Source organism: Cereibacter sp. Soil_C_27, assembly GCF_057657095.1.
Window position 1 is genome coordinate 26,480 of sequence record NZ_JBDGJD010000006.1, and the last position, 25,101, is coordinate 51,580.

The 25,101-nt window shown below is 69.2% G+C and carries 30 protein-coding genes; 15 read left to right on the forward strand and 15 right to left on the reverse strand.

Translation table 11 applies throughout. The features are described from left to right. Nucleotides 1-69 precede the first annotated feature (69 nt). The 4 genes from rpsU (at nt 70) to AC3A5Z_RS19665 (ending at nt 2,718) form a co-directional block, all read left to right on the forward strand. On the forward strand, nt 70-276 hold the full coding sequence (gene rpsU, locus AC3A5Z_RS19650; RefSeq protein ID WP_107325789.1) for a 30S ribosomal protein S21: 207 nt from the start codon (nt 70-72) through the stop codon (nt 274-276). Nucleotides 277-634: 358 nt separating this feature from the next. Continuing rightward, entirely contained in the window at nt 635-1,339 is a 705-nt protein-coding gene (locus tag AC3A5Z_RS19655; protein ID WP_487521178.1) for a phosphatidylserine decarboxylase, read from the forward strand. A 27-nt stretch (nt 1,340-1,366) separates the two neighbouring features. Then, nucleotides 1,367-2,080, forward strand: a complete 714-nt coding sequence (pssA, locus tag AC3A5Z_RS19660) for a CDP-diacylglycerol--serine O-phosphatidyltransferase (RefSeq protein WP_487521000.1) — start codon at nt 1,367-1,369, stop codon at nt 2,078-2,080. Nucleotides 2,081-2,100: 20 nt separating this feature from the next. Then, nucleotides 2,101-2,718 carry a class I SAM-dependent methyltransferase gene (locus tag AC3A5Z_RS19665; protein ID WP_487521001.1) on the forward strand — a complete coding sequence of 206 codons (618 nt, stop codon included), beginning with the start codon at nt 2,101-2,103 and terminating at the stop codon, nt 2,716-2,718. 6 nt (nt 2,719-2,724) lie between these two features. Here AC3A5Z_RS19665 and AC3A5Z_RS19670 read toward each other — a convergent pair whose 3' ends face one another. After that, nucleotides 2,725-3,183, reverse strand: a complete 459-nt coding sequence (locus AC3A5Z_RS19670) for an Lrp/AsnC family transcriptional regulator (protein WP_487521002.1) — start codon at nt 3,181-3,183, stop codon at nt 2,725-2,727. 141 nt (nt 3,184-3,324) lie between these two features. Here AC3A5Z_RS19670 and ald point away from each other — a divergent pair, with 141 nt between their 5' ends. Further along, on the forward strand, nt 3,325-4,443 hold the full coding sequence (gene ald / locus AC3A5Z_RS19675; RefSeq protein ID WP_487521003.1) for an alanine dehydrogenase: 1,119 nt from the start codon (nt 3,325-3,327) through the stop codon (nt 4,441-4,443). Between the two features lie 37 nt (nt 4,444-4,480). Here ald and mscL read toward each other — a convergent pair whose 3' ends face one another. Further along, a complete protein-coding gene (gene mscL / locus AC3A5Z_RS19680; protein WP_487521004.1) occupies nt 4,481-4,915 on the reverse strand; it encodes a large conductance mechanosensitive channel protein MscL in 435 nt (144 codons plus the stop codon). 148 nt (nt 4,916-5,063) lie between these two features. Between mscL and AC3A5Z_RS19685 the strand changes: the two genes are divergently transcribed. Then, nucleotides 5,064-5,756: a glutathione S-transferase N-terminal domain-containing protein gene (locus tag AC3A5Z_RS19685; RefSeq protein ID WP_487521005.1), complete on the forward strand. Its 693-nt coding sequence runs from the start codon at nt 5,064-5,066 to the stop codon at nt 5,754-5,756. Nucleotides 5,757-6,022: 266 nt separating this feature from the next. Here the strand turns inward: AC3A5Z_RS19685 and AC3A5Z_RS19690 are convergent, their stop codons facing one another. Continuing rightward, entirely contained in the window at nt 6,023-6,967 is a 945-nt protein-coding gene (locus AC3A5Z_RS19690) for an L-threonylcarbamoyladenylate synthase (protein WP_487521006.1), read from the reverse strand. 108 nt (nt 6,968-7,075) lie between these two features. Here AC3A5Z_RS19690 and AC3A5Z_RS19695 point away from each other — a divergent pair, with 108 nt between their 5' ends. The 4 genes from AC3A5Z_RS19695 to AC3A5Z_RS19710 all read left to right on the forward strand — a co-directional run bounded on the left by AC3A5Z_RS19695 (nt 7,076) and on the right by AC3A5Z_RS19710 (nt 10,720). Beyond that, nucleotides 7,076-8,764: an acyl-CoA dehydrogenase gene (locus AC3A5Z_RS19695; protein ID WP_487521007.1), complete on the forward strand. Its 1,689-nt coding sequence runs from the start codon at nt 7,076-7,078 to the stop codon at nt 8,762-8,764. Next, the gene (locus AC3A5Z_RS19700) at nt 8,761-9,789 is read left to right on the forward strand and encodes an MBL fold metallo-hydrolase (protein WP_487521008.1); all 1,029 of its coding nucleotides are present in this window, start codon (nt 8,761-8,763) and stop codon (nt 9,787-9,789) included. The genes AC3A5Z_RS19695 and AC3A5Z_RS19700 overlap by 4 nt, the downstream gene beginning before the upstream one ends. A 114-nt stretch (nt 9,790-9,903) precedes the next feature. Next, nucleotides 9,904-10,059 carry an aa3-type cytochrome c oxidase subunit IV gene (locus AC3A5Z_RS19705; RefSeq protein WP_487521009.1) on the forward strand — a complete coding sequence of 52 codons (156 nt, stop codon included), beginning with the start codon at nt 9,904-9,906 and terminating at the stop codon, nt 10,057-10,059. 46 nt (nt 10,060-10,105) lie between these two features. Then, nucleotides 10,106-10,720: a hypothetical protein gene (locus AC3A5Z_RS19710; protein ID WP_487521010.1), complete on the forward strand. Its 615-nt coding sequence runs from the start codon at nt 10,106-10,108 to the stop codon at nt 10,718-10,720. On the opposite strand, the gene AC3A5Z_RS19715 is transcribed toward AC3A5Z_RS19710, so the two are convergent. Continuing rightward, on the reverse strand, nt 10,721-11,047 hold the full coding sequence (locus tag AC3A5Z_RS19715; RefSeq protein ID WP_487521011.1) for an AzlD domain-containing protein: 327 nt from the start codon (nt 11,045-11,047) through the stop codon (nt 10,721-10,723). It abuts the gene before it with no gap. Continuing rightward, nucleotides 11,044-11,751 carry an AzlC family ABC transporter permease gene (locus tag AC3A5Z_RS19720; RefSeq protein WP_487521012.1) on the reverse strand — a complete coding sequence of 236 codons (708 nt, stop codon included), beginning with the start codon at nt 11,749-11,751 and terminating at the stop codon, nt 11,044-11,046. The genes AC3A5Z_RS19715 and AC3A5Z_RS19720 overlap by 4 nt, the downstream gene beginning before the upstream one ends. 122 nt (nt 11,752-11,873) lie before the next feature. Here AC3A5Z_RS19720 and mobA point away from each other — a divergent pair, with 122 nt between their 5' ends. The 3 genes from mobA to AC3A5Z_RS19735 are packed head-to-tail and all read left to right on the forward strand — an operon-like array spanning nt 11,874 to nt 14,379. After that, nucleotides 11,874-12,449, forward strand: a complete 576-nt coding sequence (mobA, locus tag AC3A5Z_RS19725; RefSeq protein WP_487521013.1) for a molybdenum cofactor guanylyltransferase MobA — start codon at nt 11,874-11,876, stop codon at nt 12,447-12,449. Next, nucleotides 12,446-13,798, forward strand: coding sequence for a molybdopterin-guanine dinucleotide biosynthesis protein B (mobB, locus tag AC3A5Z_RS19730; protein ID WP_487521014.1), 1,353 nt, complete (start codon nt 12,446-12,448; stop codon nt 13,796-13,798). Before mobA ends, mobB begins: the two co-directional genes overlap by 4 nt. 14 nt (nt 13,799-13,812) lie before the next feature. Further along, nucleotides 13,813-14,379, forward strand: coding sequence for a GNAT family N-acetyltransferase (locus tag AC3A5Z_RS19735; protein WP_487521179.1), 567 nt, complete (start codon nt 13,813-13,815; stop codon nt 14,377-14,379). 1 nt (nt 14,380) lies between these two features. Here AC3A5Z_RS19735 and AC3A5Z_RS19740 read toward each other — a convergent pair whose 3' ends face one another. From AC3A5Z_RS19740 to AC3A5Z_RS19755, 4 genes are read right to left on the reverse strand one after another with little or no spacing between them, the layout of a single operon-like run. Further along, a complete protein-coding gene (locus AC3A5Z_RS19740; protein WP_487521015.1) occupies nt 14,381-14,986 on the reverse strand; it encodes an MSMEG_1061 family FMN-dependent PPOX-type flavoprotein in 606 nt (201 codons plus the stop codon). A 15-nt stretch (nt 14,987-15,001) separates the two neighbouring features. Next, nucleotides 15,002-15,739, reverse strand: a complete 738-nt coding sequence (locus AC3A5Z_RS19745) for a lysophospholipid acyltransferase family protein (RefSeq protein WP_487521016.1) — start codon at nt 15,737-15,739, stop codon at nt 15,002-15,004. Continuing rightward, nucleotides 15,739-16,641: a cell division protein FtsX gene (locus AC3A5Z_RS19750; RefSeq protein ID WP_487521017.1), complete on the reverse strand. Its 903-nt coding sequence runs from the start codon at nt 16,639-16,641 to the stop codon at nt 15,739-15,741. The genes AC3A5Z_RS19745 and AC3A5Z_RS19750 overlap by 1 nt, the downstream gene beginning before the upstream one ends. Beyond that, nucleotides 16,638-17,309: a cell division ATP-binding protein FtsE gene (locus AC3A5Z_RS19755; RefSeq protein WP_487521018.1), complete on the reverse strand. Its 672-nt coding sequence runs from the start codon at nt 17,307-17,309 to the stop codon at nt 16,638-16,640. The genes AC3A5Z_RS19750 and AC3A5Z_RS19755 overlap by 4 nt, the downstream gene beginning before the upstream one ends. 182 nt (nt 17,310-17,491) lie before the next feature. Here AC3A5Z_RS19755 and AC3A5Z_RS19760 point away from each other — a divergent pair, with 182 nt between their 5' ends. Further along, on the forward strand, nt 17,492-18,397 hold the full coding sequence (locus tag AC3A5Z_RS19760; RefSeq protein ID WP_487521019.1) for a zinc-ribbon domain-containing protein: 906 nt from the start codon (nt 17,492-17,494) through the stop codon (nt 18,395-18,397). Nucleotides 18,398-18,590: 193 nt separating this feature from the next. Here the strand turns inward: AC3A5Z_RS19760 and AC3A5Z_RS19765 are convergent, their stop codons facing one another. Genes AC3A5Z_RS19765 through argH form a run of 6 tightly spaced genes read right to left on the reverse strand, consistent with a single transcriptional unit; the run spans nt 18,591 to nt 24,533 of the window. Then, nucleotides 18,591-21,125, reverse strand: a complete 2,535-nt coding sequence (locus AC3A5Z_RS19765) for a TIGR02302 family protein (RefSeq protein WP_487521020.1) — start codon at nt 21,123-21,125, stop codon at nt 18,591-18,593. A 28-nt stretch (nt 21,126-21,153) separates the two neighbouring features. Further along, nucleotides 21,154-22,419, reverse strand: coding sequence for a diaminopimelate decarboxylase (lysA, locus tag AC3A5Z_RS19770; RefSeq protein WP_487521021.1), 1,266 nt, complete (start codon nt 22,417-22,419; stop codon nt 21,154-21,156). 8 nt (nt 22,420-22,427) lie between these two features. After that, nucleotides 22,428-22,745, reverse strand: coding sequence for a DUF2834 domain-containing protein (locus tag AC3A5Z_RS19775; protein ID WP_136793549.1), 318 nt, complete (start codon nt 22,743-22,745; stop codon nt 22,428-22,430). Beyond that, a complete protein-coding gene (locus tag AC3A5Z_RS19780; RefSeq protein WP_487521022.1) occupies nt 22,745-22,966 on the reverse strand; it encodes a hypothetical protein in 222 nt (73 codons plus the stop codon). Before AC3A5Z_RS19780 ends, AC3A5Z_RS19775 begins: the two co-directional genes overlap by 1 nt. After that, nucleotides 22,966-23,106 carry an argininosuccinate lyase gene (locus tag AC3A5Z_RS19785; RefSeq protein WP_487521023.1) on the reverse strand — a complete coding sequence of 47 codons (141 nt, stop codon included), beginning with the start codon at nt 23,104-23,106 and terminating at the stop codon, nt 22,966-22,968. Before AC3A5Z_RS19785 ends, AC3A5Z_RS19780 begins: the two co-directional genes overlap by 1 nt. Beyond that, nucleotides 23,103-24,533, reverse strand: coding sequence for an argininosuccinate lyase (argH, locus tag AC3A5Z_RS19790; protein ID WP_487521024.1), 1,431 nt, complete (start codon nt 24,531-24,533; stop codon nt 23,103-23,105). The genes AC3A5Z_RS19785 and argH overlap by 4 nt, the downstream gene beginning before the upstream one ends. 21 nt (nt 24,534-24,554) lie before the next feature. Here argH and AC3A5Z_RS19795 point away from each other — a divergent pair, with 21 nt between their 5' ends. Then, the gene (locus AC3A5Z_RS19795; protein ID WP_136793544.1) at nt 24,555-25,100 is read left to right on the forward strand and encodes a TlpA disulfide reductase family protein; all 546 of its coding nucleotides are present in this window, start codon (nt 24,555-24,557) and stop codon (nt 25,098-25,100) included. The last annotated feature ends 1 nt before the right edge of the window (nt 25,101 follow it).

A 25,101-nucleotide genomic window follows, 5' to 3' on the forward strand; every position in this document is an offset into this window, starting at 1 on the left:
CTTGCTCTGATATAGGCGCCCAGCCTGCACATTCGTGCAACTCTAACTTAGGAAGGTGGTGACAACCACATGCAGGTCAGCGTCCGCGATAACAACGTCGAACAGGCCCTTCGGGCCCTGAAGAAAAAGCTCCAGCGCGAAGGCGTGTTCCGCGAAATGAAGCTCAAGCAGCATTTCGAGAAACCCTCCGTCAAGCGCGCCCGTGAGCAAGCCGAAGCCGTCCGCCGTGCGCGCAAGCTCGCGCGCAAGAAGGCGCAACGCGAAGGCGGTCTCTGAGACGTCACGCGACACTGTGATGGAAAGGCCCCGGCCCGACCGTCATGCGAAGGGCCCCCGCGCGCGAGTGTCGGGGGTTTTTCATTGGGGGTGAGTCCCCGAGGACGGGAGACCTCGGCTGGCGCGGGCCCCCGGCAGCTTGTTCAGCGACAACCCCATGGGCGGGCGCGCCCTCGCAGACCCTCCGCTTCGTCCGCGCAGCGACCGCCCGTTGCACGGATCGTAGCCGTGGGCCCCTTCCCGCATCCGCTGCGTCACCCCGCCCCGGCCACAATCCGCCCCCCGGGTTGAAACCGATTGTCATGTGGGGTGTTATCTGCATAACCGACCCACGCCCTGCGACCCGCAGGCTAAGAGGATTTCGATGGCCGTAGACATGCTCTCCACCTTCGTGAAGCCGATGCACCGCGAGGGCTACAAGTTCGTGGCGATCTTCGCCGCGGTCACGCTCGTGCTCTTCCTGATCTGGGAGCCGCTCGGCTGGATCGGCGTCGGGCTGACGGTCTGGTGCTACTACTTCTTCCGCGATCCCGACCGGGTGACGCCGCTGCGCGAGGGGCTGATGATCAGCCCGGCGGATGGCGTCGTCTCGCTGATCGAGCAGGCTGTGCCGCCGGAGGAGCTGGGGCTGGGGCCGGAGCCGCGGATGCGGGTCTCGGTGTTCATGAACGTGTTCAACTGCCATGTGAACCGCGCGCCGGTGCCGGGGACGATCACCCGCATCGCCTATCGGCCGGGCAAGTTTCTCAACGCCTCGCTGGACAAGGCGAGCGTGGACAACGAGCGCAATGCGCTGGTGATCCGCATGGAGGACGGGCGCGACGTGGCGGTGGTGCAGATTGCCGGGCTGGTGGCGCGGCGTATCCTCTGCGAGACCACCGAGGGCGCGGCGATGCAGACCGGGCAGCGTTTCGGGATGATCCGCTTCGGCTCGCGCGTCGATGTCTATCTGCCGGAGGGGGTGAACCCGCTGGTCTGCCTCGGACAGGGGACGATCGCGGGCGAGACCGTGCTGGCCGATCTGGCCTCGACCGAGCCGCGCCGGCTCGGCATGGTGCGCTGAGCCATGCCGCGCGATCGCGAGAGAAGCATGCCGATCCTGCTCCTGCTGCCGAACCTGGTGACGATCACCGGGCTCTGCGCGGGGCTGACGGCGATCCGCTTCGTCATGGTGGGGCGGCTGGATTATGCCGCGATGCTGATCATCTTCGCCGCCGCCATCGACGGGCTGGACGGGCTGATCGCGCGGCGGCTGAACGCGCAGAGCACCTTCGGGGCCGAGCTCGACTCGCTCGCGGATTTCCTGAACTTCGGCGTGGTGCCGTCGCTGATGGTCTACCAATACGCGCTGGCGGGCACCTACACGACCAACTGGGTCTTCGTGCTGGTCTACACGATCTGCGCCTGTCTGCGGCTGGCGCGGTTCAACACCAATCGCGACACCCCTCCCCCGCCGGGCACCAAGCCGCATTTCGTCGGCGTGCCGGCGCCGGGCGGGGCGATGCTGGCGCTGCTGCCGCTGTTCATGTCGTTTCAGGACATCGCCGATTTCTCGGCGGCGCCGCTGGCCTATGGCATCTATCTAGCGCTGGTCGGCCTCTTGATGACCAGCCGCATCCCCACCATCTCGGCCAAGGCCATGCGTATCCCGCGCGACAAGACGGTTTTCGTGCTGATCGGCATGGCGATCGCCATCGGTCTGCTGGTCACGCGGTTCTGGCTGCTGATGGTGGTGGCGGGAACCGGATATGCGGTGGTCACGCTCTGGGCCATCGTGTCGTATCTCAGGGGAAAGCGTCCCTGACCTGCTAGAAGGAAGACCGGATGGAACTGGACGCCGTCAGCCGCAGCTACAAACGCTGGGCTCCGATCTACGACTTCAGCTTCGGCAAGGTGAGCGAGAGCCCGCGCCGGCAGACCGCCGCCCATGTCAACGCACGGGGCGGGCGGGTGCTAGAGGTCGGGGTCGGCACCGGCCTGTCGCTGCCGCTCTACGATCCGCAACTGGATGTGACCGGGATCGACTTCTCGCATGACATGCTGGCCAAGGCGCAGGAGAAGGTCGGCGCGCTGGGGCTGACCGCGGTGAAGGCCTTGCGCCAGATGGACGCCCGGGCGTTGGATTTCCCCGACGAGAGCTTCGATACGGTGGTGGCGATGTTCCTCGTCTCGGTGGTGCCCGAGCCGGAGAAGGTCGTCTCGGAAATGGCGCGGGTCTGCAAGGTGGGCGGCGAGGTGGTGATCGTGAACCATTTCGCCACCGAGAAGGGCCCGCTGGCGGCGGTGGAGAAGGCCTTCGCCCGGTTCGAGAACACACTGGGCTGGCATTCGGATTTCTCGATCGACCGGGTCAGCGGCGATCCGCGGCTGGAGGTGGTGCAGCGCCGCCCGCTCTCGCCCGGCGGTCTGTTCACCTTCCTGCGGTTCCAGCGCCGGGTCTGACCGGCGTCAGACCGGGATCGCCGTGGTCTTGAACACGGTGCGCAGCGCGAAGCTGGAGTGCATCTGCGCCACGCCCGGCAGGCGGGTCAGATACTGGCGGTGGATGCGGGCGAAATCCTCGGTGTCCTGCGCGACGATCTTCAGGAGATAATCCGCCGTCCCCGCCATCAGGTGACATTCGAGGATGTCCGGCACCCGGGCCACCTCGCGCTCGAAGGCTTCCAGAAGCTCGTCGGCCTGCCCCTGCAGGGTGATCTCGACAAAGACCGTGGTCGGACGGCCGAGGCTGCGCGGGTTCAAGAGCGCCACATAGCCCGCGATGATCCCCTCCTCCTCCAGCCGCTGCACCCTTCGGTGACAGGCCGAGGGCGACAGATGCACCTGTTCTGACAGCTCGGCGTTGGTGATGCGGCCCTGCCGTTGCAGAACGGTGAGGATCCGGCGGTCTGTCGCGTCGAGGTCCATTTTCGCGCAAGGTTCTTTCATGGGAGGGACGGTGCGCCGCAGAAGCTACTGCAGACCCCGCGTCGCGTCACGTCAGAAATCAAAGCATTGCCACGCCGCCCGCGCGAGACTGGGGCAAATGAACGCAGGGAGGGCGTAGCCATGAAGATCGGGTGTCCGAAGGAGATCAAGCCGCAGGAGTTTCGCGTGGGGCTGACGCCCCATGCCGCGCGGGAGGCGGTGGCCCATGGCCACGAGGTGCTGGTGGAGACCGGCGCCGGCGTGGGCTCCGGCTTTGCAGACGCGGATTACGAGGCGGCAGGCGCGCGGATCGCGGGTTCGGCGGAGGAGGTCTTTGCCGAGGCCGGGATGATCGTGAAGGTGAAGGAGCCGCAGGCGGTGGAGCGCAAGCGGCTGCGCGAGGGGCAGCTCATGTTCACCTATCTGCACCTCGCGCCCGACCCGGAGCAGACCCGCGACCTGCTGGCCTCGGGCGTCACCGCCATCGCCTACGAGACGGTGACAGACGACCGCGGCGGGCTGCCGCTCTTGGCGCCGATGTCGGAGGTCGCCGGGCGGCTGGCGCCGCAGGTCGGGGCCTGGACGCTGCAGAAGGCCAATGGCGGGCGCGGCGTTCTTTTGGGCGGTGTGCCGGGGGTCGGCCCGGCGAAGGTGGTGGTGATCGGCGGCGGGGTGGTGGGAACCCATGCGGGCCGGATCGCGGCGGGGATGGGGGCGGATGTCACCGTGCTCGACCGCTCGCTGCCGCGGCTGCGCTATCTCGACGATGTCTTCGGGCGCGCGTTCAAGTCGGTCTATGCCTCGGCGGGCAACACGGCAGAGCTGGTGGCCGAGGCCGATCTGGTGATCGGCGCGGTGCTGATCCCCGGGGCGGCGGCGCCGAAGCTGGTGAGCCGGGCGCAGCTGGCGACGATGAAGCCCGGTGCGGCCATCGTCGATGTGGCGATCGATCAGGGTGGGTGCTTCGAGACCTCGCATGCCACCACCCATCAGGACCCGATCTACGAGGTGGACGGCATCCTGCATTACTGCGTGGCCAACATGCCCGGCGCGGTGGCGCGGACCTCGACCATCGCGCTCGGCAATGCGACCATGCCCTTCCTGCTGGCGCTGGCCGACAAGGGCTGGCGCCGCGCCTGCGAGGAGGACCCGCATCTCCTGGCCGGGCTCAACACCCATGCCGGGCATCTGACCTATGCGGCAGTGGGCATCGCGCTGGGGATCGACGTGCTCTCGCCCCGGCTGGCGCTGAAGCAATAAGCGGGCGGCCCGTCCCTTTGGGGGACGGGCCTTCGGCTCAGGCGGCGCGGCTGCGCAAGAGGTCGCGGATCTCGGACAGCAGCTGCTCCTGCGTCGGGCCGGCGGGTTCGGCTGCGGCCTCGGCGGCGGTCTTGCGGACTGCCGAGTCCTTCACCCGGTTCACCACCTTCACGAGGAGGAACACCACCCAGGCGATGATCAGGAAGTTGATCACCGCGGTGATGAAGGCGCCATAGGCGAAGACCGGGGCCCCGGCGTCGCGCGCAGCGGCGAGGCTGGCAAACTCGCCGTCGCCGAGGTTGACGAAGAGGTTGGAGAAGTCGATCCCGCCGGTGATGATGCCGATGATCGGGTTGATAAGATCGGCCACCAGGCTCGAGACGATGGCGGTGAAGGCCGCGCCGATGATGATGCCCACGGCCATGTCCATGACATTGCCCTTGGCGATGAAGGATTTGAATTCGTTCAGCATTCCGCGATGATCCTCGTTGATGGCCCGTCGGGTTGCACCGGGGCCCTGCGCAGCGGCGCACAGCGCCTCTCTCAGTATGTCACAGGGATTCATGTTTTCTTACCGCAAATTGACCCTAGCTTGGCAGGGAATTCACAGGAGTTGCCCGATGACCTCCCTCGCCGATTTCCCGATCACCCGCCGTTGGCCGCCGCGCGACCCCAAGGCGATCCAGCTCTATTCGCTGCCGACGCCGAACGGGGTGAAGATCTCGATCGCGCTGGAGGAGATGGGGCTGCCCTACGACGCGCATCTGGTCAGCTTCGAGACCCAGGACCAGATGACCCCGGAGTTCCTGTCGCTGAACCCCAACAACAAGATCCCGGCGATCCTCGACCCCGAGGGACCGAATGGCGCGCCACTCGGCCTGTTCGAGAGCGGGGCGATCCTGATCTATCTGGCGGAGAAGAGCGGCAAGCTGCTGCCGGAGGCGAACCGCTACGAGGTGCTGCAGTGGCTGATGTTCCAGATGGGCGGCGTCGGGCCGATGTTCGGCCAGCTCGGCTATTTCCATGCCTATGCCGGCAAGGAGATCGAGGACCCGCGCCCGAAGGAGCGCTACCGCGCCGAGGTGGAACGGCTGCTGAAGGTGCTGGACGGCGCGCTTGAGGGGCGCGACTGGATCGCGGGGGAGTATTCCATCGCCGACATCGCCCTTTGCCCCTGGCTGCGCGGGCTCGGCGTCTTCTACAAGGCCAATGACATGGTGGGCTTCGACGCGCTGAAGAACGTGCCCGCGTATCTCGAGCGCTTCCTCGCCCGCCCGGCCGTGCAGCGCGGGCTGGAGCAACCGCCGCGCTGAGGGGGAGCCGCCCTCAGGGGCATCGAGCCCCTTCGGGCGGCATTGCCATGGACCGGAGGCCCGACGTGGTGCGGAGCGGATGCGGTTCTTCCCTGCGGAAATACCCCCCGCGGAGTGTCCGCGGTCGGCTGCGGGCGCCTCCGGCGGCAGTATTTCAGCCAAGACGAAACCATGGCGAACCGCGACCGGCTTCCGCCTTCCATGGCAATGCCGCTGGCGGGGGCTCGATGCCCCCGGCGGCGGCTCCCGGTTTGCGAGGGCCCCTGTCAGGGCCGGGGGGCGGCGGCGCGGGTCAGGCGGTCGTTGATGGCGCGGCCGAGACCGTGCTGCGGGATCGGCGCCATGGCGATGCGCCCGCCCGGCCCGGCGCGGCGGTCGGCCTCGCGCAGCATGTGGAACAGGTTCGCTGCCGCCTCGATCAGATCGCCCGAAGGCGAGAGAGAGAGCGGCGCCGCGACCGGGCCGAAGCCGATCAGCACCTCGCCCGGGTGCTTGCGCAGCGCGTCGAGACGCAGGCTGGCGGCCGGGGCGTAATGCGAGGCGAGCTGGCCCGGGGCGCTCGGCTTCTCGGCACTGCCGCCGCTGGCGACGGGTTGGCCGAGGCAGGCCTCGATCGCCTCCAGCGGCAGGCCGCCGGGGCGCAGCAGCGTGGGCGGTTCGAGCGCGAGGATGGTGGATTCCACCCCCACCGCGCAGGGGCCGCCGTCGAGCACCGCCTCGATCCGGCCCGAGAGCCCGTCGAGCACATGGGCGGCGCGGGTCGGGCTGATCCGGCCAGAGGGATTGGCCGAGGGCGCGGCGAGCGGGCCGCCGAAGGCGCGCAGGAGATCGCGGGCCAAGGGATGCGCCGGTATGCGGATCGCCACGGTGTCGAGCCCTGCCGTGACCAGCGGCGAGATGCCGGCGCCGCGCAGTGGCAACACCAGCGTCAGCGGGCCGGGCCAGAAGGCCTCGGCCAGACGCTCGGCCTCGGGGCCGATCTCGGCATAGGCGCGGGCGGCGGCAAGGTCGGGGAGATGCACGATCAGCGGGTTGAACTGCGGCCGGTTCTTGGCGTCGAAGATCCGCGCCACCGCCCGGTCGGAACGGGCGTCGCCGCCGAGGCCGTAGACGGTCTCGGTCGGAAAGGCGACAAGACCGCCCTCCTGCAGCAGGCGGGCCGCCTCGGCGATGCCATCCGGCGTGGCTGTGAGGGTCCGGGTTTCGGGCATGGGCGTGACGCAGCGTTGAGCTTGAGGAGAAGGGCGCTTAGGATAGGCTTTCCGCCGACATACGTGGGCTTGGCGCGAATGCCAAGCCGCGCCTGCAGGAGAAGACCGATGCCCTATCGCGCCCCGCTCGCCGATTTCCGTTTCCTTCTGGCCGAGGTGGTGGGCTTCGCACAGGTCGCCGCGACCGAGCGTTTTGCCGAGGCGACGCCGGAGACGGTGGAGGCGGTGCTGGGCGAGGCGGGCAAGCTCTGCGAGGAGGTGCTGGCGCCCTTGCAGCGGTCGGGCGACATCCATCCGGCGCGGCTGGAGAACGGGGTGGTGCGCACCTCGCCGGGCTTTGCCGAGGGCTACCGCGCCATCGTCGAGGGCGGCTGGGTGTCGATCGCCGCCAGCCCCGACCATGGCGGCATGGGGCTGCCGATGACGGTGACGACGGCGGTGAACGAGATGATGGCCTCGGCCTGCCTGTCGCTGCAGCTCAATCCGCTGATGACCCAAGGACAGATCGAGGCGCTGGAGCATCACGCCTCGGACGACCTGAAGGCGCTCTATCTGCCGAAGCTGGTGAGCGGCGAGTGGTGCGGCACGATGAACCTGACCGAGCCGCAGGCGGGGTCGGATGTGGGCGCCCTGCGGACGCGGGCCGAGCCGCTGGGCGACGGCAGCTATGCGGTGACCGGGCAGAAGATCTACATCAGCTGGGCCGACAACGATTTCACCGGCAATGTCTGCCATCTGGTGCTGGCGCGGCTGCCCGATGGCGCGGCGGGGACCAAGGGGATCAGCCTGTTCCTGGTGCCGAAGTTCCTGCCGGATGCCGAGGGCAATCCGGGCAAGCGCAACAGCCTGAGCGTGGTCAGTCTGGAGCACAAGATGGGGCTGCACGGCTCGCCCACCGCCGTCATGGAGTATGACGGCGCGGTGGGCTGGCTGGTGGGCGCACCGCACCGCGGGATGGCGGCGATGTTCACCATGATGAACAACGCCCGGCTCGGGGTCGGGGTGCAGGGCATCGGCGTGGCCGAGGCGGCGACGCAGGCGGCGCTCGGCTATGCGCTGGAGCGGCGGCAGGGCGGGGCCGGGACGATCATCGACCATGCCGACGTGCGGCGGATGCTGGCGGTGATGAAGGCCGAGACCTTCTCGGCCCGGGCCATTGCGCTGGCCTGCGCGGTAGCCATCGACATGGCGCGGGCCACGGGCTCGGCCGAGTGGCAGGCACGGGCGGCGCTGCTGACGCCGATCGCCAAGGCCTATGGCACAGCGATGGGGGTGGAGGTCGCCGATCTGGGGGTGCAGGTGCATGGTGGCACCGGCTTCATCGAGGCGACCGGGGCGGCGCAATATCTGCGCGACGTGCGGGTGACGGCGATCTACGAGGGCACCAACGGGATTCAGGCGATGGATCTGGTGGGGCGCAAGATGATGGATGGCGGCGAGGCGGCCTTCCGGCTGCTGCAGGAAGTGCAGGACGCCGCCGAGGTGGCGCGGCACCGGTTGCCGGATCTGGCGGGCGATGTCTGGAATGCGGCGGAAGCCCTGTGGGAGGCGACCGAGGCGCTGGTGGCGCAGGGGGCAACCGACCGCAATGCCGGGGCGGTGCCCTACCTGCGCGCCTTTGCCCGGGTGCTCGGGGCGCACTACCATCTGACGGCGGCACTGGCTGACCCGTCGCGGCTGGCCTTGGCGCGGGTGGCGATCCGGCGGCTGCTGCCGGAGCATGCGGCGCTTCTGGCGCAGGTGCGCGAGGGGGCCGAGGGGCTGTTCGCGCTGAGCGCCGAGGATCTGGCGGCGTGACCGCGCCGATCCGCAGCCCGTTCGAACTCGCGCCCGACGAGGGGGCAGCGACCGAGGTGGCCGAAGGTGTGCTGTGGCTGCGGTTGCCGCTGCCGATGCAGCTCGATCATGTGAATGTCTTCGCGCTCGACGATGGCGACGGCTGGACGCTGGTCGATACCGGCTTCGACAGCCGGCGCGGGCGGGCGATCTGGCAGCGGCTGCTGGCAGGGCCTCTGGGCGGCAGGCCGGTGAAGCGGGTGATCGTCACGCATTACCATCCCGACCACATCGGCCTCGCCGGCTGGTTTCAGGCGCAGGGCGCCGAGCTGGTGACGACGCGGACCTCGTGGCTCTACGCCCGGATGCTGGTGCTGGATCAGCATGCGGTGCCGGGGCCGGAGACGCTGGCCTTCTGGCGCGCGGCGGGGATGCCGGGGCCGATGCTGGCCGAGCGGGCGCTGGCGCGACCCTTCAACTTTGCCGATGTGGTGGCCCCCCTGCCCCTCGGCTTTACTCGGATCACCGAGGGCGACGTGGTCAAGACGGGCGGTCGCAGATGGGTGGTGCGGATCGGCCATGGCCATGCGCCGGAGCATGCGACGCTCTGGAGCCTGGATGACGGGCTGGTGCTGGGGGGCGATCAGCTGCTGCCCTCGATCTCGGCCAATATCGGGGTCTATGCCTCGGAGCCGGAGGCGGATCCGCTGCGGGACTGGCTGACCTCCTGCGAGGGGTTCAAGCCCTTTGCCGAGGGCGGGCAGCTGATCCTGCCCGGGCACAAGCTGCCCTTCACCGGGCTGCCGGTGCGGCTGGAGCAGATGATCGACAACCATCTAGGCGCTCTGGAGCGGCTCCGGGCGCATCTGCGCGAGCCGCGGACGGCGGTGCAATGCTTCGTGCCGCTGTTCCGGCGCGAACTGACCGGCGACGCCTATGGCATGGGGCTGGTCGAGGCGGTGGCGCATCTGAACTATCTGTGGCACCGCGGCGAGGTCCGGCGCGTTGAGGCTGCGGACGGGTCGTGGCACTGGCAGCTCGCCTGAGGGCAGAGCTGCAACGGCACCAGAAAACGAGGGCCGCGGGGCGTCGCCAGCGCGTGACAGGGCAGGATGAATCAGCTAATGGCAAGCACAGCAAAGAATAAGGGAACCGAACCGATGGCCGATCACTCGCACGACACGCATGACCACGTTGTCGGAACGATGGACATCTCGCAGCACGAGAAGACCTTCGCGGGCTTCATCCGCATGGTGACCTGGGGCGCCGGGATCTGCATCGCGATCCTCGTCTTCATGGCCCTCGTGAACGTCTGACCCTCCTTACAGCCACCTGACCGACGCGCCACGCAAAGGATGCCTCATGCGTAATCTCTTCCTGTGTCTGGCGCTGATCGTCCTGACCGCCTGCGGCGCCGCCGAGCCGAAATGGGCGCCCGATGCCGATGTGGCGCGGGCGACTTATGTGCATGACGGCCCGCCCTCGATCACGCTGTTCACCGTCACCAGCACCACCAACGGCAGCGGCGCGCATTCGGGGCTGCTGATCAACGGCTCGCAACGGGTGATGTTCGACCCGGCGGGCACCTGGATGCACCCCGGTCTGCCCGAACGCAACGACGTGCATTTCGGGCTGACGCCGAAGATGGTGAACTTCTACATCGACTACCACGCCCGCGAGACCTTCGACGTGCATGAGCAGACGGTCATCGTCTCGCCGCAGGTGGCCGAGCTGGTGATGCAGCGGGCGATGGGCTATGGCGCGGTGCCGAAGGCCAATTGCGCGCGCAGCATCTCGAGCATCCTGAGTGACGTGCCGGGCTTCGAGTCGCTGCCGACGACCTATTTCCCCAACAAGCTGATGCGCGCCTTCGCCAAGCTGCCTGGCGTCACCCAGCGCACGATCACCGACACCGATGCCGACAACAACCACGGCGTGCTGCTGGTGCAGGCCGGCGATCCGCGGCTGAACTACTGATCAGAGGAGCAGCGGCGTGAGATAGAGCGCCGCCGCCCCGAAACAGATCGCCGCCAGCACATTGCGGGTGAGAACGCCTGCCGCCAGCGTGACGAGCGCGGCGGTCAGGCGGGCGGGATCGGTTTCGCCTCCCGTCGCCGCGGGCCAGAGCACCAGCGGCGCCACCAGCCCCGGCATCACCGCGACCGGCGTGTAGCGCAGGAGGCGCAGCGCCCAGCCCGGCATCTGGCGGCTGCCGATCATCCCGAGGAACGAGAATCGCAACAGGAAGGTGCCGAGCCCGAGGGCGATCATCACCGTCCAGATCTGGGCCGTGTCTTCGATCATCGCGCGAGTCTCCGTTCGGTCCAGATCTCGACCTGCGCGCCGGTAACCATGGCGGCGACGGCGGCGATCAGCAGGCCGGTGTTGTAGGGCAGAAAGGCCAGCGCCAGCGTCACCGCGATGGAGACGAAGGCGGCGGCGATATGGGCGGGCGTGCGAAGCAGCGGCGCGATCATCGCGAGAAAGGTGATCGGCAGGGCGAAATCGAGCGCGAATTCCGGCGGAATGGCAGTGCCGACCACCGCGCCGAGATAGGTCGCGACATACCAGAGCGGGCAGATCGGCGTGACGGTGCCGAAGAAGAAGGCGATCTTCTGCGGCAGCGGCATGGCGGGCTCGCGCTCGAACTGCATGGAGCTTGCGGCGAAGGTCTGGTCGACGAGGCAATAGGCCATCAGCGCCCGCATGCCCGTCGGCGCCTGGCCCAGATGCGGCGTCAGCGCGGCGGAATACATCGCCATGCGCAGGTTCACCGCCAGAGCCGTGGCCAAAACGATCAGCGTCGGCGCGTCATCGGCCATCATCTGCAGCGCGGCGAATTGCGCCGCCCCGGCGATGACCATGATCGAGAAGCCCATCACCTCGGCGAGGTTCAGCCCCGCTTCGGTGCCGACCACACCGAAGAGCATGCCGAAGGGCACGATCACCAGCGCGAAGGGAGCGGAGGCGAGGCAGCCGCGCAGGAAGGCGGAGCGGCGTTGCGTCATGGGCGGGGACCTCGGGCTTTGCGTGGCGCCCGGGCTTTACGGCCCGGCCTGCAGGGCTTAGGCAATCTCACCTGACGATGCAATCGTCGGGCGAGACAGGGCCGGTGGGCAGGAGGCGCAGGGTGCGGATTTTCGGCGTGATCCTTGCGGGCGGGGAAGGCAGGCGGATGGGTGGCACCGACAAGGCGCTGCTGAGCATCGGTGGGCGGCCGCTGCTCGCGCATGTCCGCGACCGGCTGGAGCCGCAGGTGGAGGCGCTGGCGCTGAGTGCCAATGGCGATGCCGCACGTTTTGCGGGCTTCGGCCTGCCGGTGCTGGCCGATGCCACGCCGCAGGGGCCGTTGTCGGGCGTGCTGGCGGCGCTCGACTGGGCTGCGGCACAAGGCGCGGATGCCGTGGTCAGCGCCTCGGTGGACACGCCCTTCCTGCCCGGCGACCTCGTGCCTCAGCTGTGGTTGGCGGGTGATGGCGGGATGGCGGTGGCGGAGTGTGACGGGCGGCTGCATCCGACCTGTGCGCTCTGGCCGGTCAGCCTGCGCGACGATCTGCGCGGCTGGCTCGCCTCGGGCGAAGCGAAGGTCATGGGCTTTGCCGCGCGGCATGGGGCCGCACGGGCTGGCTTTTCCGACCCGACCGGCTTCATGAACCTGAACACGCCGGAAGACGTTGCGGCAGCGGAGGCGGCACTGAGGGCATGAAGGTCTACGGCATCATCGGCTGGAAGAATTCGGGCAAGACGGGGTTGATGGAGCGGCTGGTGGCCGAGATCACCGGGCGCGGCTTCACCGTCTCGACGGTGAAGCATGTGCATCACGACGTCGATCTGGACCAGCCCGGCAAGGACAGCTACCGCCACCGCGCGGCGGGGGCCTCGGAGGTAATGCTGGCCTCGGCGCATCGCTTTGCGCTGATGCGCGAGCATCGCGGGCCGGAGCCGGAGCTGACGGCGGTTCTGGCGCGGATGGCCCCGGTCGATCTGGTGCTGGTCGAGGGCTACAAGCGCGACGCCCACCCCAAGATCGAGGTGTTCCGCGAGGAGACCGGGCAATCGCTGATCCAGCCCGGCGATCCGCTGGTGCGGGCGGTGGCGACCGACCTGCCGCTGGAACTGCCGGTGCCGGTACTGGACCTGAACGACACGGGCGCGGTGGCCGATTTCATCCTGACCGAGACCGGGCTGGCGGGCAGCGGCTTCGATACGGTGGTGGTGGTGGACTGGTCGGGGGCGGCGACACCCTCGCCGCGCAGGCCGTCGGCGGATGCGATCTGGATCGGGGTGGCCGGGGTCACCGGCGAGACGGTCAGCTATCACCGCACCCGTGCCGATGCGGAGGCGCATCTGAACGACCTCTTCGCGCTGGAGGCGGCGGCGGGGCGGCGGGTGCTGGCGGGCTTCGACTTCCCTCTGGGCTATCCCGAGGGCTTCGCCCGGCGCCTGACCGGCGAGGCGAGCGCGCTGGCGCTGTGGGACTGGCTGGCGGCGCGGATCGAGGATGCGCCCGACAATGGCAACAACCGGTTCGAGGTCGCCAGCGATATCAACGCGGGCTTCCCGGTGCAGGGGCCGTTCTGGGGACGGCCCGCCGGTCAGCCGCTGGCGCATCTGCCCGAGCGCAGGCTCTGCGACCATGACGTGCTGGGGCTGGCCGAGCGGCGGCGGGTGGAGCGGACGGTGCCGCGGGCGCAATCGGTGTGGAAGCTCTACACCACCGGCTCGGTCGGCTCGCAGGCGCTCATGGGCCTGCCGGTGCTGGCGCGGCTGCGGCAGCGCTTCGGCGCGAGTGTCTGGCCGTTCGAGCCGGCGACCGGGCCTCTGGTGCTGGCCGAGATCTACCCCTCGCTGCTCGCCCCGCAGGTCGCGGCCTCGGGCGACGAGATCAAGGACCGGGCGCAGGTGCGGCTTCTGGCGCGGGCGCTCTACCGGCTGGGGCGGGCGGGGGAGCTGGGGCAGCTGCTCGACGCCGTGCCCGACTGGCCGGGACGGTCCGAGGAGGGCTGGATCCTCGGCGCGGGTCAGGCCGATCTGCTGCGGCAGGCGCTGTCGTGAAGGTCTCGCTGCAGATGGGGCTGGAGCCCGAGCAGCGCGAGGCGGCCGCGCGGCTCTACTGGCAGGCCTTCGGCGGCAAGCTGGAGCGGGTGATGGGGCCGGAGCCGCTGGCGCTGCAGTTTCTGGCGCGGGTGATCCGCGACGACCATGCGATCGCCGCGGTGAACGAGGCGGGTGCGCTGGTCGGTCTCGCCGGGTTCAAGACACCGGGGGGCGCCTTTGCCGCGGGGGGCATCGCCGACATGCAGGCGGTCTATGGCCTTTACGGCGGCACATGGCGCGCCCTGCTGCTGCGGCTGCTGCACGGCGACACCGACAACGACCGCTTCCTGCTCGACGGCATCTGCGTCGCGCGCGAGATGCGCGGGCGCGGCATCGGCTCGGCGCTGCTGCGCGAGATCTGCGGCGAGGCGGTGCGGCGCGGCTATCGCGCGGTGCGGCTCGACGTGATCGACAGCAACTGGCGGGCGCAGGCGCTGTATCGCCGGCTCGGCTTCGTCGCGGTGCAGAGCCATGGCATCGGCCTGTTGCGGCTGGTCTTCGGCTTTTCCAGCGCCATCACCATGGTCCGCCCGGTCTGAGCTACCAGAGCGTCGCGGGACCGCGGGTCTTCCAGTTGCGATCATAGGCCGCGCCGTCGAAGCTGCCATCCGTCGCGTCGCGCAGCATGTCGCCCGCGGTGGGCAGGCCCTGCGACTGGTCGCCCGAGGTCCAGAGCTCGGCGCGGACGATGGCGCGGGCGCATTGCGAATAGACCTCGGCCACATCGACGACGATCACCGTGCGCGGCAGCTTGCCGTCGCGCTCGAAGCGGCGGCGCAGCCCCTCGTAGGCGGTGAGCCGGGCGGTGCCGTTCACCCGCAGCGCGTTCTTGGCACCGGCGATCAGGAAGATCAGGCTGACCCGCCCGTCGCGGACGATGTTGCGCAGGCTGTCGATCCGGTCATTGCCGCGCCAGTCCGGCAAGGCCAGCGTGCCGGCGTCGAGGATGGTCGCCACCGGCCCCTCGTCGCCGCGCGGGCTGCCGTCGGTGCCCTCGGGGCCGACCGTGGTCAGGATGCAGAAGCGGCTGCGGGCGAGGAAGGCGGCATAGGCATCGGTCAGCCGCGGCGTGACCTTCAGCATCGCAGGCTCCGAGGGGGTGCCGTAGAGCGCGTGCAGATCGTCGAGGGTGTCGATGAAGTCCATGGCGGTCTCGGCTGGTCAGAGGGTGGTGGCGGCGGCCTTGGCCTCGGCCAGAAGCCGGTCCGAGGCGGTTTCGATCTCCAGCTCCAGCCGGGCCATGAAGACCTTCAGCGGCACGCCGGGCGGGATCGGCTCGAGGAACTCGATGATCGCGTTGCCGGGGCGGCGGTAGAAGCCGTGGCGCGGCCAGAAGAAGCCGACATTGGTGGCAACCGGGATGCAGGGCTGGTCGAGCTGCGAGTAGATCAGCGCGGTGCCGACCTTGTAGGGCAGCTTCGCCTCGGGGGCGACGCGGGTGCCCTGCGGGTAGATCACCAGTTGGCCCGGGCGCTGCTCTCCGCGGTCGACATCGGACAGCATCTTCTTGATCGCGGCACCGCGACGGCCCCGGTCCACCGGGACGCAGCCGATGCGCATGGCGTGCCAGCCCATCAGCGGGATCCAGGCCAGCTCCTTCTTCATGATGAAGCGGGGAGTGTCGAGGATGGCGAAGAGCAGCAGGCTGTCGAGGAATGACTGGTGCTTGGAGGCGATCAGCGCCGCGCCGGTCGGGACCGGGCCGCGCACCTCGGTGTGCAGGCCCAGCATCCAGCGGGCCGAGAAGCGGATCCAGTTGGAGTATATCCGCATCCAGGCGAAGGAGGCGCGGCGGGTGAAGAACGCGGCGGGCGTGAACAGCAGCGCGATGGTGATGATGGTGACATACATCTGCGCGATGAACAGCACCGACAGGATCCATTGCAGGGCGTGGCGCATCAGGTCAGCTCTTTGAGTTTGGTGAAGGCGGCAAGGCGCGTGGCGAAGAAGGCGACCAGCGCGGCGAGAGGCGGCAGCAGCAGCGGCAGGAACCAGCCCGCTCCCTGAAAGCCGAGCCCGGTGAGAAAGCCGCCCGCCGCATCGGCGGAGGGCAGGAAGGCGATGCCGAGCGTTCCGGCCACCGTCCCCACCGCCGCCCCGGTCAGCGCGCGCAGGGTGAAGCGGCGGACGAAGGCGCGGGCGATGTAGGTGTCGCGTGCGCCCACGAGGCGCAGCACGCGGATCACCTGCGCATTGGCGGCAAGGGCTGCATTGGCGGCAAGGGTGATCATCGCCCCCATGGTGGCGAGGATCAGCAGCATCGACACGGCCCCCAGCAGGCGCAGGCGGCTCGCAGCGGTGGCCAGGGGCTGACGCCAGCGGGTGTGGTCGTCGAGCAGCGCGCCGGGCGCCTCGGCGGCGAGGCGCTGGCGAAGGCCCTCGGCGTCATAGCCGTCGCCGGTCTCGGTCAGTTCCACCAGCCGCGGCACCGGCAGGGTGTCGAGCGGCAGGTCGGGGCCGAACCACGGCTCCAGCAAGGCGCGCTGCTCCTCGTCGGTCAGGGCGCGGGCCGAGGCGATGCCGGGCGTCGTCGCCAGCAGGTCGAGCACTGCCTGCGTCTGCGCCGCCTGCTGATCGGGCGGAGCCGAGATGCGGATGGTCGCGGTGCGGGCCAGCGCCTCGGACCAGCGGTCGGCAAGGCGACCGGAGGCGAGCGAGAGGGCCAGCGCGAAGACGGCGAGGAAGGTCATCGCTCCGGCGGTGAAGCTGGTGAGCCAGGCGGTGTGACCCGAGGGCGGCACGACGCGGGCGGCGTGGCGGTCGGGGGTGGTGAGATCGGCGAGGATGTCGCGGAAGGTCACAAGTCGGCCCCCGCAAGCTGGATGCGCCGGTTCTTGATCCTCAGAACCCGCGCCGCAACCTGCTGCTTGGCAGTGCGGATCAGGTTCAGGTCATGGGTGGCGATCAGGATGGTCTTGCCCATCCGGTTCAGCTCGACCAGCAGCGTCAGAAGCCGCAGCGACATCTCCCAGTCGAGGTTGCCGGTGGGCTCGTCGGCCAGCACCACATCGGGCGAGGTGATGACGGCGCGGGCCACCGCCGCGCGTTGCCGCTCGCCCCCCGAGAGCGAGGGCGGCAGGGCATCGGCCAGATGGCCGAGCCCGACCCAGGTCAGCAGATCGGTTAGATCCTGCGCGCCCGTGTCACGGCCCGAAACCGCCAAGGGCAGGGTAACATTGGCGGCAAGCGGCAGATGGTCGAGAAACTGGCAATCCTGATGAACGACCCCTACCCGTCTGCGCATCCGCGCCACCTCGTCGCGGTCGAGGCTGCGCACCTCGCGGTCGAAGATCATCGCATGGCCCGCCGTGGGCAGAAGCTCGGCGTAGCAGAGCTTGAGGAAGGTGGATTTGCCTGCCCCCGAAGGGCCGGTGAGGAAGTGGAACGATCCCGGCGTGAGGCGCAGCGTCACCTCGGTGAGAAGCTCGGCCCCGCCGTAACTGTAGGCAACATTCTCGAAGGCGATCACACGGTGTCTCCGTTCCGGGCGGGTGGTGTGCGTTTCATGTCACGCGCGGCGGAGACTATCCGGCAGAACCAGCGTTTCCAACCGCTTCTCCGCGCCCGCGAGCCGCAAAGGCTTGGAGAACAGCGGTATCATTGCTACAAGATGACGCAAAGACTTCAGTGATGAGGGCGGGGACAAAAGGTATGCGGCTTATTTGCCCGAATTGCGACGCTCAATACGAGGTCGGCGACGATGCTATCCCCCCCAGCGGTCGCGACGTGCAATGCTCGAATTGCGGGCATGGCTGGTTCCAGATGCCGAACATGAACGCCGGAGAAGAAACCGATTTCGGCTCGCCCGAGGTGCTGGGCCATCACGCCGCGTCCCGCCCGCGCGAGGTCGTGGCGGAGCCTTCCGCCGTGGAGCCCGAGGTGGCGGAACCTGCCGCGCCGGAGCCCTCCCCTGCCCCGGTCATGGTGGAGATGCCGGAGCCCGCAGCGACGCCCGCCGCGGAACCCGACGAGGAGGAGGAGGGCGAGCCTGCCACCCCGCCGCCGCCGCCGCGCCGCAGTCTGGACGAGAGCCTGCTGGCCGTCCTGCGCGAGGAAGCCGCGCTCGAGGCGACCCAGCGCAAGGCCGAGACTGCGCGCCCGATCGAGACCCAGCCCGATCTCGGCCTGTCAGAGCCCGAGCCGCGTCCGCGCCCGGCGCTGCGGTCGGTGACCGCCACGCCCGAGCCGGAGGCCGAGGAGACCGAAGCCGCGGCGGAGAGCGAACCGGCAAAGGCGGGCCGCAGCCGCGACCTGCTGCCCGATATCGAAGAGATCAACTCCACGCTCCGCGCCAGCAACGAGCGGCGGACCGAGACCGAAGACCTGCCCGCGCCGGCGGAAGAGCAGCGCGGCGGCTTCCGCACCGGGTTCTTCCTGATGCTGGCGGTGGCGGCGGGGCTGGCGGCAGCTTATGTGATGGCGCCCAAGATTGCCGATCAGATCCCGGCCAGCGCGTCCGCGATGCAGGCCTATGTCGCCAAGGTGGATCAGGGGCGGGTCTGGCTCGACGGGCTGATGCGCTCAGCAATCAGCGCGCTGCAGGGACTGCAGGGCTGAGGCTGACGGCCTGAGACGGCGGTGGAAGCTTCCACCCGGTTCGGGGCGTGGCTGGGCGGAAGCGATCAGCGTGCAGGGCTGATCCCTACAGTCCAGAACAACTCCCACAACCCCCGAAGATCGTCGCTGTCGACACCCGGGCGTCCCCGGTCGGGTGGGCGATGCGATCCCCCGCAGGGCCGGGACGCGCGGCCTAGAACAGCTCCAACAGCCGCCTCAGATAGTCGCGTTCGGTCTCGGGGCGGGCCTGTTCGCCCGAGCGGCGGCGGATCTCGTCCAAGAGATCCTGCGCCCGGCGATAGACGTCCTCGCCCTGCAGCAGGTTGCGGTCGGAGCCGATGCGGCCGGAGTCGCCCGGCTCGCGGCCCAGCGGATCGCGCTGGCTGTTGGGATCGGCGCGACCGAAGGCCTCGCCCTGCGAGGTGCCGTCCTGCTGGTTCTGGCGCTCCTCGGCCATGGCCTCGCCCAGATCGCGCATGCCCTCGCGCATCGCTTCCATTGCCTCGGCCTGTCGGTCGAGCGCGCCGGGCAGGTCGCCGTCGCGCAGCGCGCGTTCGGCCTCTTCCATCGCCCGGCCCGCCTCGTCAAGCGACTGCCGCCCGGCCTCGCCCCGCTCCGACCCTTCGCCGGGCAGGCCGTTCAGCCCGTTCAGACGGTCGCGCAGTTCCTGCTGGCGCTCGGCGAGGCTCTGGCCGCCCTGCCCCGGCTGCTGACCCTGCTGGCCCTGACCTTGCTGACCCTCGCCCGGCTGACCGGGTTGGCCCGGTTGCCCCGGCTGGCCCTGACCGGGCTGGCGGTTCTGCAGGTCGTTGAAGGCGTCGTCGGACAGCCCCTGCTGGTCGCGCAGCGTCTCGGCCAGATCGCGCATGGCCTGACTGCCTTCGCCCTGCCCCTGCCCCTGCCCCTGGCCCTGCGCCACCTGCATGTTCTCCATCAGCTGGCGCATCATCTCCATCAGCTCGGCGGCCTCCGCCATCTTGCCCTCCTCCATCAGCTGCTGGAGCTTGTCGAGCATCTCCTGCAACTGGTCGGAGGACATCTCCATCGTCTGCTGGTTCTCGGCCTGCTGCTGGTCGGGATTGCGCTGCGCCTCTTCGGCCAGCTCCTTCATGTAATTGTCCAGCGCCTGCCGCATCTCGTCCATGAGCTGCTGGATCTCGTCCTCGGAGGCGCCGTTGCGGATCGCCTCGTCGAGCCGGTCCTGCGCGCGGCGCAGCGCCTCGAGCGCGGAGGCCAGATCGCCCTCCTCGACCATCAGCGCGATTTCCCAGAGCTGTTCGGCCATCTCGTCGCGCGCCTCGGGGGCGAGGGTCGTGGCCTCGGCCTCCAGACGGCGCAGGATGACGCGGGTGCGCAGGTAGGCGCGCTCGTTGCGGAACAGGCCCTCGGGCTTGTAGGTGACGGCCTTGAGCAGCATCACCGTTTCGGGGGCATTGCCGCGCGCCCAGAGCAGGTCGCGCCGCATCTCGATCAACGCGGCGGCGAGCGGGTCGAAGAAGCGCTTGCCGGGCAGCACGACGTTCAGCGGCCCGGTGGTGCCGGTCTGGCCGGCGGCGTCGCTGGCCGAGAGGGTGATGGTGACGGGCAGGTTGGCGAAAGGGTGCTTCGACAGGTCGTCGATCAGCACCTCGTTGAAATCGGCGCGGTTGCCCGAGATCGGCAGCGGCAGATCCAGCGTCACCGGCTCGCGCGGCTCCGGATCGGCGGCGAGGCCGAAGCGACGATCCACCGAAGGCAGGTCGAGCGCGATCACCGCCTGACCTCCGGTCACGCCGTAATCGTCCTGCCCGCTGAACGGCAGCTTCATCTGGCCATCGGCCTCGCGTGCCATGTCGCCGGTGGCGCTGACCTTCGGCGGGGCGTCGGCCAGCGCGGTGATCTCCCATGTCCGGCCGTTCTGACCCTCGATGCTGATCTTGCCGCTGCGGGTGACGACGAAATCCTGCGCCGGGGCCGAGGCGGGCTCCGGCTGGGTGCTGCCCGAGACGGTCTCGGCCACGGTCAGGTCGCCGACCTCGCCGTAGAGCCGCAGCTGGATGCGGCTGCCGACCGGCAGGGTCAGCGCGCCTTCCTTGATGTCGTTGAGATAAAGCGAGGGCTTGCCGGTATGGGCCGGGGGCTGGGCCCAGCCTTCCCATGTCGGCCCCATGGCCATGGCATCTGCCCCGCCCGGCCCCATGCCCGCGACCGAAGCGACGCGCCAGATCGAGCCGAACATCAGCGCGATGACCAGCGCAGTCAGCGCGACATAGCGCAGGGCAAAGGGGTCGCGGCGGGCGAGCTTCAGATCGGGAGCGATGGGTTTCGCCGCCGCCGCCCGTGCCGCCATGCGCCGCAGATGCGCCTGCCAGACCGCGAGCGAGGCCGGATCGGTGGCGCCGATGGCCTGCGTGTCGGTCAGCGCCGAAATCGGCCGCCCCGGCAGCGAGGCGTCGAGCCGGGCCATCGCCTCGGTTCTCGTGGGTCGGCGGAAGTTGCGGAAGGCATAGACCAGCGAAGCCACCAGCCCGAGCACGACGAGCACCGCCCCTGCCCAGACCGCCTCGAGCGGCAAGGTGTCCTGCGCGCCGAAGGAGAGCACGGCCAGCGTGGCGATGACCAGCGTCCAGAGTGGCCAGAAGGCGCGAGCGATCCGCTCGGCCCAGAGACCGGCCAGCGTGAGCCGCATCGGCCAGATCAGCCGGTGCAGCGCCGCTTGGGTTGCCGTCTCGCGGGGATTTTCGGTCATGCGCCTCGCTCGGGAGCGGCTGCGCCGATCACAGCCACTCGGGGATGGTATCGCGGTTCAGGATTTCGTCAAACGTCGGTCTTGCCCGGATGACCGCAAAGTGATCGCCCTTCACCAGAACCTCGGGGATCAACGGGCGCGTGTTGTATTCCGAGGCCATCACCGCGCCATAGGCCCCGGCCGAGCGGAAGGCCACCAGATCGCCCTCGGCCAAGCGGGGCAGCGGGCGGGCCTTGGCGAAGGTGTCGCCGGTCTCGCAGACCGGGCCAACCACGTCATAGGGCTGCGCCTCGGTGGCGGGCTCGGGCTCGACCACGGGGACGATGTCGTGATGCGCGCCATACATCGAGGGCCGCACGAGGTCGTTCATCGCCGCGTCGAGGATTAGGAAGTCTCGGCCCTCGCCCTCTTTCACATAGATCACCCGGCTGATGAGGATACCGGCATTGCCCGAGATCAGCCGCCCCGGCTCGATCTCGATCTCGCAACCGAGATCGCCGACGGTGCGCTTGATCAGCGCGCCATATTCCACCGGCAGCGGCGGGGCGGAGTTGGAGCGTTCGTAGGGGATGCCCAGACCGCCGCCCAGATCGAGACGGCGGATGTCATGTCCCTCGGCGCGCAGGCGATGGGTGAGGTCGGCCACCTTGAGATAGGCCTGCTCGAAGGGTTCGAGCTCGGTCAGCTGGCTCCCGATATGCACGTCGATGCCGATGACCTCGAGCCCCGGCAGGCGGGCGGCTTCGGCATAGACTTCGGAGGCGCGGGCGATCGGGATGCCGAACTTGTTCTCCTTCTTGCCGGTCGCGATCTTCTCATGCGTGCGCGCATCGACATCGGGGTTCACCCGGACGGTGATCGGGGCGGTCACGCCCATCGACGAGGCCACCTCGGACAGCGCCCGCATCTCGGGCTCGCTCTCGACGTTGAACTGGCGGATGCCGCCCTCCAGTGCCAGCCGCATCTCCTCGCGGGTCTTGCCGACGCCGGAGAAGACGATCCGGCTGCCCGGGACGCCCGCCGCCTTCGCCCGCAGGTATTCGCCGCCCGAAACCACATCCATGCCGGCGCCGAGGTCACCCAGCGTCTTCAACACCGCGATGTTCGAGAGCGACTTGATGGCGAAGCAGACCATGTGCGGCAGCGGGCTCAGCGCCTCGGTGAAGAGGTGGTAGTGCCGGGTCAGCGTGGCGGTGGAGTAGCAGTAGAACGGCGTGCCGACCGTCGCCGCGATATCGGCGAGGGCCACGTCTTCGGCATGCAGCGCGCCGTTGCGGTAAAGGAAATGGTCCATCTTGGCCTTCAGGTAACGGGTCGGGAGCGGAGGAAGAGATAGAGCGGCAGGCCGCAGGAGACGCCGATGCAGAAGGTCGCCGGGATGGCGACCAGCGCCAGCCAGTTCCTGCGCACGGCGGTTTCGGCGATGATCCAGACGGTCAGGGTGACCGCGGCGATCGTCAGATCCCAGGTGAGGCCGGTGGTCGAGGCGTTCACATACCATGCGTCGATCAGGCCCGAGAGGCCGCCGCCGGTTTCGGCCATATGGCGCAGGAACCAGTACATCGGGTGGATCGCGCCCCAGACGGCGAGGGCGAGGAAGATCAGGCGCAACGGTGACATCATAGCGAGGCTCCGATACCGACATTGCCCACGGTCGTGCCGACCGAGGTGCCATAGGGGCTGACGCCCAGGCTGGTCGCTCCGACGCGGGTGGTGACGCGTGGCGTCACCCGCACCCCGTTGGGACCGAACCCGACCCCCATGCCCAGACGTGGCGCATTGGGGTCGGCGCAGCCCGCCAGCACCAGCAGCGCCGCGAGCGCGAGGGCCGGGGCGCGCATCAGAGCGTGCCGGAGACGCCGAGCTTGACCTGACCGCCGATGCTGATGCCCGGCTCGTCGGTGCCGGGTTTCTTCGGCGGGCCATCGGCTCCGCAGGCGGCGAGGGCAAGGAGGGCGAGGATCAGCAGGGGACGGGTCATGACTTCTCCAGGGTCGAGAGGGCGGTCTTCCAGCGGGCGACCTGCGCGCGCACGTTGTCGGGGGCGGTGCCGCCGTAGGAGGTGCGGCTGCGGATCGAATTCTCGACGCCCAGCACCTCGAACACATCGGCGCGGATGCCGGCATGGACGGCCTGCATCTGCTCCAGCGTCAGGTCGGGCAGGTCGCAGCCCTGCGCCTCGGCCTCGGCCACCAGCGCGCCGGTGATGTGATGCGCCTCGCGGAACGGCAGGTCCAGCTCGCGCACCAGCCAGTCGGCGAGATCGGTCGCGGTGGAGAAGCCCGAGGCGGCCGCGGCGGCGAGGCTGTCGCGGTTGGCGGTCATGTCCTGCACCATGCCGGTCATCGCGGCGAGGCCGAGCATCAGCGTGTCGGCGGCGTCGAAGACCTGCTCCTTGTCCTCCTGCATGTCCTTGGAATAGGTCAGCGGCAGGCCCTTCATCACCGTGAACAGCGCCACCGTCGCGCCGAGGATGCGGCCGATCTTGGAGCGCAGCAGTTCGGCGGCGTCGGGGTTCTTCTTCTGCGGCATGATCGAGGAGCCGGTCGTCCACTTGTCCGACAGCCGGACGAAGCGGAACTGGGCCGAGGACCAGATCACCAGCTCCTCGGCGAAGCGGCTCAGGTGCAGCGCGCAGATCGACGAGGCCGAGAGGAACTCCAGCGCGAAATCGCGGTCGGAGACGGAATCGAGGCTGTTGGCGGTCGGGCGGTCGAAGCCAAGCGCCCGGGCGGTCATCTCGCGGTCGATGGGAAAGCCGGTGCCGGCGAGGGCGGCGGCGCCGAGCGGGCATTCGTTCATCCGGGCCCGGGCGTCGACGAAGCGCGAGCGGTCGCGACCCAGCATCTCGACATAGGCCAGCATGTGATGGCCCCAGGTCACCGGCTGCGCGGTCTGCAGATGGGTGAAGCCCGGCATGACCCAATCGGCCCCGGCCTCGGCCTGGGCGAGGAAGGCGGCGATGAGCGCCTCGATCCCGGTGATGGCGGCATCGCACTGGTCGCGGACCCAAAGCCGGAAGTCGACGGCCACCTGATCGTTGCGCGACCTTGCCGTGTGCAGCCGTCCGGCGGGCTCGCCGATGATCTCCTTCAGCCGGGCCTCCACGTTCATGTGGATGTCTTCCAGCTCCACCCGGAAGGGGAAGGCGTCTGTTTCAATCTCTGACAACACCGTGAGAAGGCCTTCCCCGATGGCCTCGGCATCCTTATTGGTCAGGATACCCTGTGCGGCGAGCATCGCGGCATGGGCGCGCGACCCCCGGATATCCTGGGCGTAGAGCCGCTGGTCGAACCCGATGGAGGCGTTGATCGCCTGCATGATCGCGTCCGGTCCGGCAGCGAAACGCCCGCCCCACATCGCATTGGCTTGAGTGGCGGCATCGGGAGATTTGGGCGAAGCGGTCATGGGAAGCCTTCGGGAGGGAATATGCTGCGTCTGCTGGTTGCCGTGGTCTACACGGCCTTGATCTTCGGTGCAAATGGCGCGGCAGCCCAGGCCCCGGCCCTGACGGGCGACATGAAGAAGCTCGCCATCCATTCCGAAGCACGCGACCTGCCCGAGGAGGGCCTCGTCGATCTGGAGGACCAGCCGCGCTCGCTGTCGGAGTATCGCGGCAAATGGGTGGTGCTGAACTTCTGGGCGACCTGGTGCGCGCCCTGCCGGCACGAGATGCCGGGGCTCGACCGGCTGAATGCCGAGATGGGCGGCGAGGATTTCGCCGTGGTGACGGTGGCAACCGGGCGCAACGCGGTGCCCGGCATCCGCAAGTTCTTCGCCGAGGCCGAGGTCACCACCCTGCCCGGCCTGCGCGACCCGAAGTCGGCGCTGGCCCGGAAGGCAGGGGTGATGGGCCTGCCGGTGACGCTGGTGCTGAACCCCGAGGGGCAGGAGGTGGCGCGGCTGATCGGCGATGCCGAATGGGACGCGCCCGAGGCCAAGGCGGCGCTGGCCGCGCTGATGGCGGGCGGCTGAG

Coding starts and splice junctions, on each gene's coding strand:
- rpsU (WP_107325789.1), top strand. CDS start 70: ATGCAGGTCAGCGTCCGCGATAACAACGTCGAACAGGCCCTTCGGGCC.
- pssA (WP_487521000.1), top strand. CDS start 1,367: ATGCCGATCCTGCTCCTGCTGCCGAACCTGGTGACGATCACCGGGCTC.
- AC3A5Z_RS19665 (WP_487521001.1), top strand. CDS start 2,101: ATGGAACTGGACGCCGTCAGCCGCAGCTACAAACGCTGGGCTCCGATC.
- AC3A5Z_RS19670 (WP_487521002.1), bottom strand. CDS start 3,183: ATGGACCTCGACGCGACAGACCGCCGGATCCTCACCGTTCTGCAACGG.
- ald (WP_487521003.1), top strand. CDS start 3,325: ATGAAGATCGGGTGTCCGAAGGAGATCAAGCCGCAGGAGTTTCGCGTG.
- mscL (WP_487521004.1), bottom strand. CDS start 4,915: ATGCTGAACGAATTCAAATCCTTCATCGCCAAGGGCAATGTCATGGAC.
- AC3A5Z_RS19685 (WP_487521005.1), top strand. CDS start 5,064: ATGACCTCCCTCGCCGATTTCCCGATCACCCGCCGTTGGCCGCCGCGC.
- AC3A5Z_RS19690 (WP_487521006.1), bottom strand. CDS start 6,967: ATGCCCGAAACCCGGACCCTCACAGCCACGCCGGATGGCATCGCCGAG.
- AC3A5Z_RS19695 (WP_487521007.1), top strand. CDS start 7,076: ATGCCCTATCGCGCCCCGCTCGCCGATTTCCGTTTCCTTCTGGCCGAG.
- AC3A5Z_RS19705 (WP_487521009.1), top strand. CDS start 9,904: ATGGCCGATCACTCGCACGACACGCATGACCACGTTGTCGGAACGATG.
- AC3A5Z_RS19710 (WP_487521010.1), top strand. CDS start 10,106: ATGCGTAATCTCTTCCTGTGTCTGGCGCTGATCGTCCTGACCGCCTGC.
- AC3A5Z_RS19715 (WP_487521011.1), bottom strand. CDS start 11,047: ATGATCGAAGACACGGCCCAGATCTGGACGGTGATGATCGCCCTCGGG.
- AC3A5Z_RS19720 (WP_487521012.1), bottom strand. CDS start 11,751: ATGACGCAACGCCGCTCCGCCTTCCTGCGCGGCTGCCTCGCCTCCGCT.
- mobB (WP_487521014.1), top strand. CDS start 12,446: ATGAAGGTCTACGGCATCATCGGCTGGAAGAATTCGGGCAAGACGGGG.
- AC3A5Z_RS19735 (WP_487521179.1), top strand. CDS start 13,813: ATGGGGCTGGAGCCCGAGCAGCGCGAGGCGGCCGCGCGGCTCTACTGG.
- AC3A5Z_RS19740 (WP_487521015.1), bottom strand. CDS start 14,986: ATGGACTTCATCGACACCCTCGACGATCTGCACGCGCTCTACGGCACC.
- AC3A5Z_RS19745 (WP_487521016.1), bottom strand. CDS start 15,739: ATGCGCCACGCCCTGCAATGGATCCTGTCGGTGCTGTTCATCGCGCAG.
- AC3A5Z_RS19760 (WP_487521019.1), top strand. CDS start 17,492: ATGCGGCTTATTTGCCCGAATTGCGACGCTCAATACGAGGTCGGCGAC.
- AC3A5Z_RS19765 (WP_487521020.1), bottom strand. CDS start 21,125: ATGACCGAAAATCCCCGCGAGACGGCAACCCAAGCGGCGCTGCACCGG.
- lysA (WP_487521021.1), bottom strand. CDS start 22,419: ATGGACCATTTCCTTTACCGCAACGGCGCGCTGCATGCCGAAGACGTG.
- AC3A5Z_RS19775 (WP_136793549.1), bottom strand. CDS start 22,745: ATGTCACCGTTGCGCCTGATCTTCCTCGCCCTCGCCGTCTGGGGCGCG.
- AC3A5Z_RS19780 (WP_487521022.1), bottom strand. CDS start 22,966: ATGCGCGCCCCGGCCCTCGCGCTCGCGGCGCTGCTGGTGCTGGCGGGC.
- AC3A5Z_RS19785 (WP_487521023.1), bottom strand. CDS start 23,106: ATGACCCGTCCCCTGCTGATCCTCGCCCTCCTTGCCCTCGCCGCCTGC.
- argH (WP_487521024.1), bottom strand. CDS start 24,533: ATGACCGCTTCGCCCAAATCTCCCGATGCCGCCACTCAAGCCAATGCG.
- AC3A5Z_RS19795 (WP_136793544.1), top strand. CDS start 24,555: ATGCTGCGTCTGCTGGTTGCCGTGGTCTACACGGCCTTGATCTTCGGT.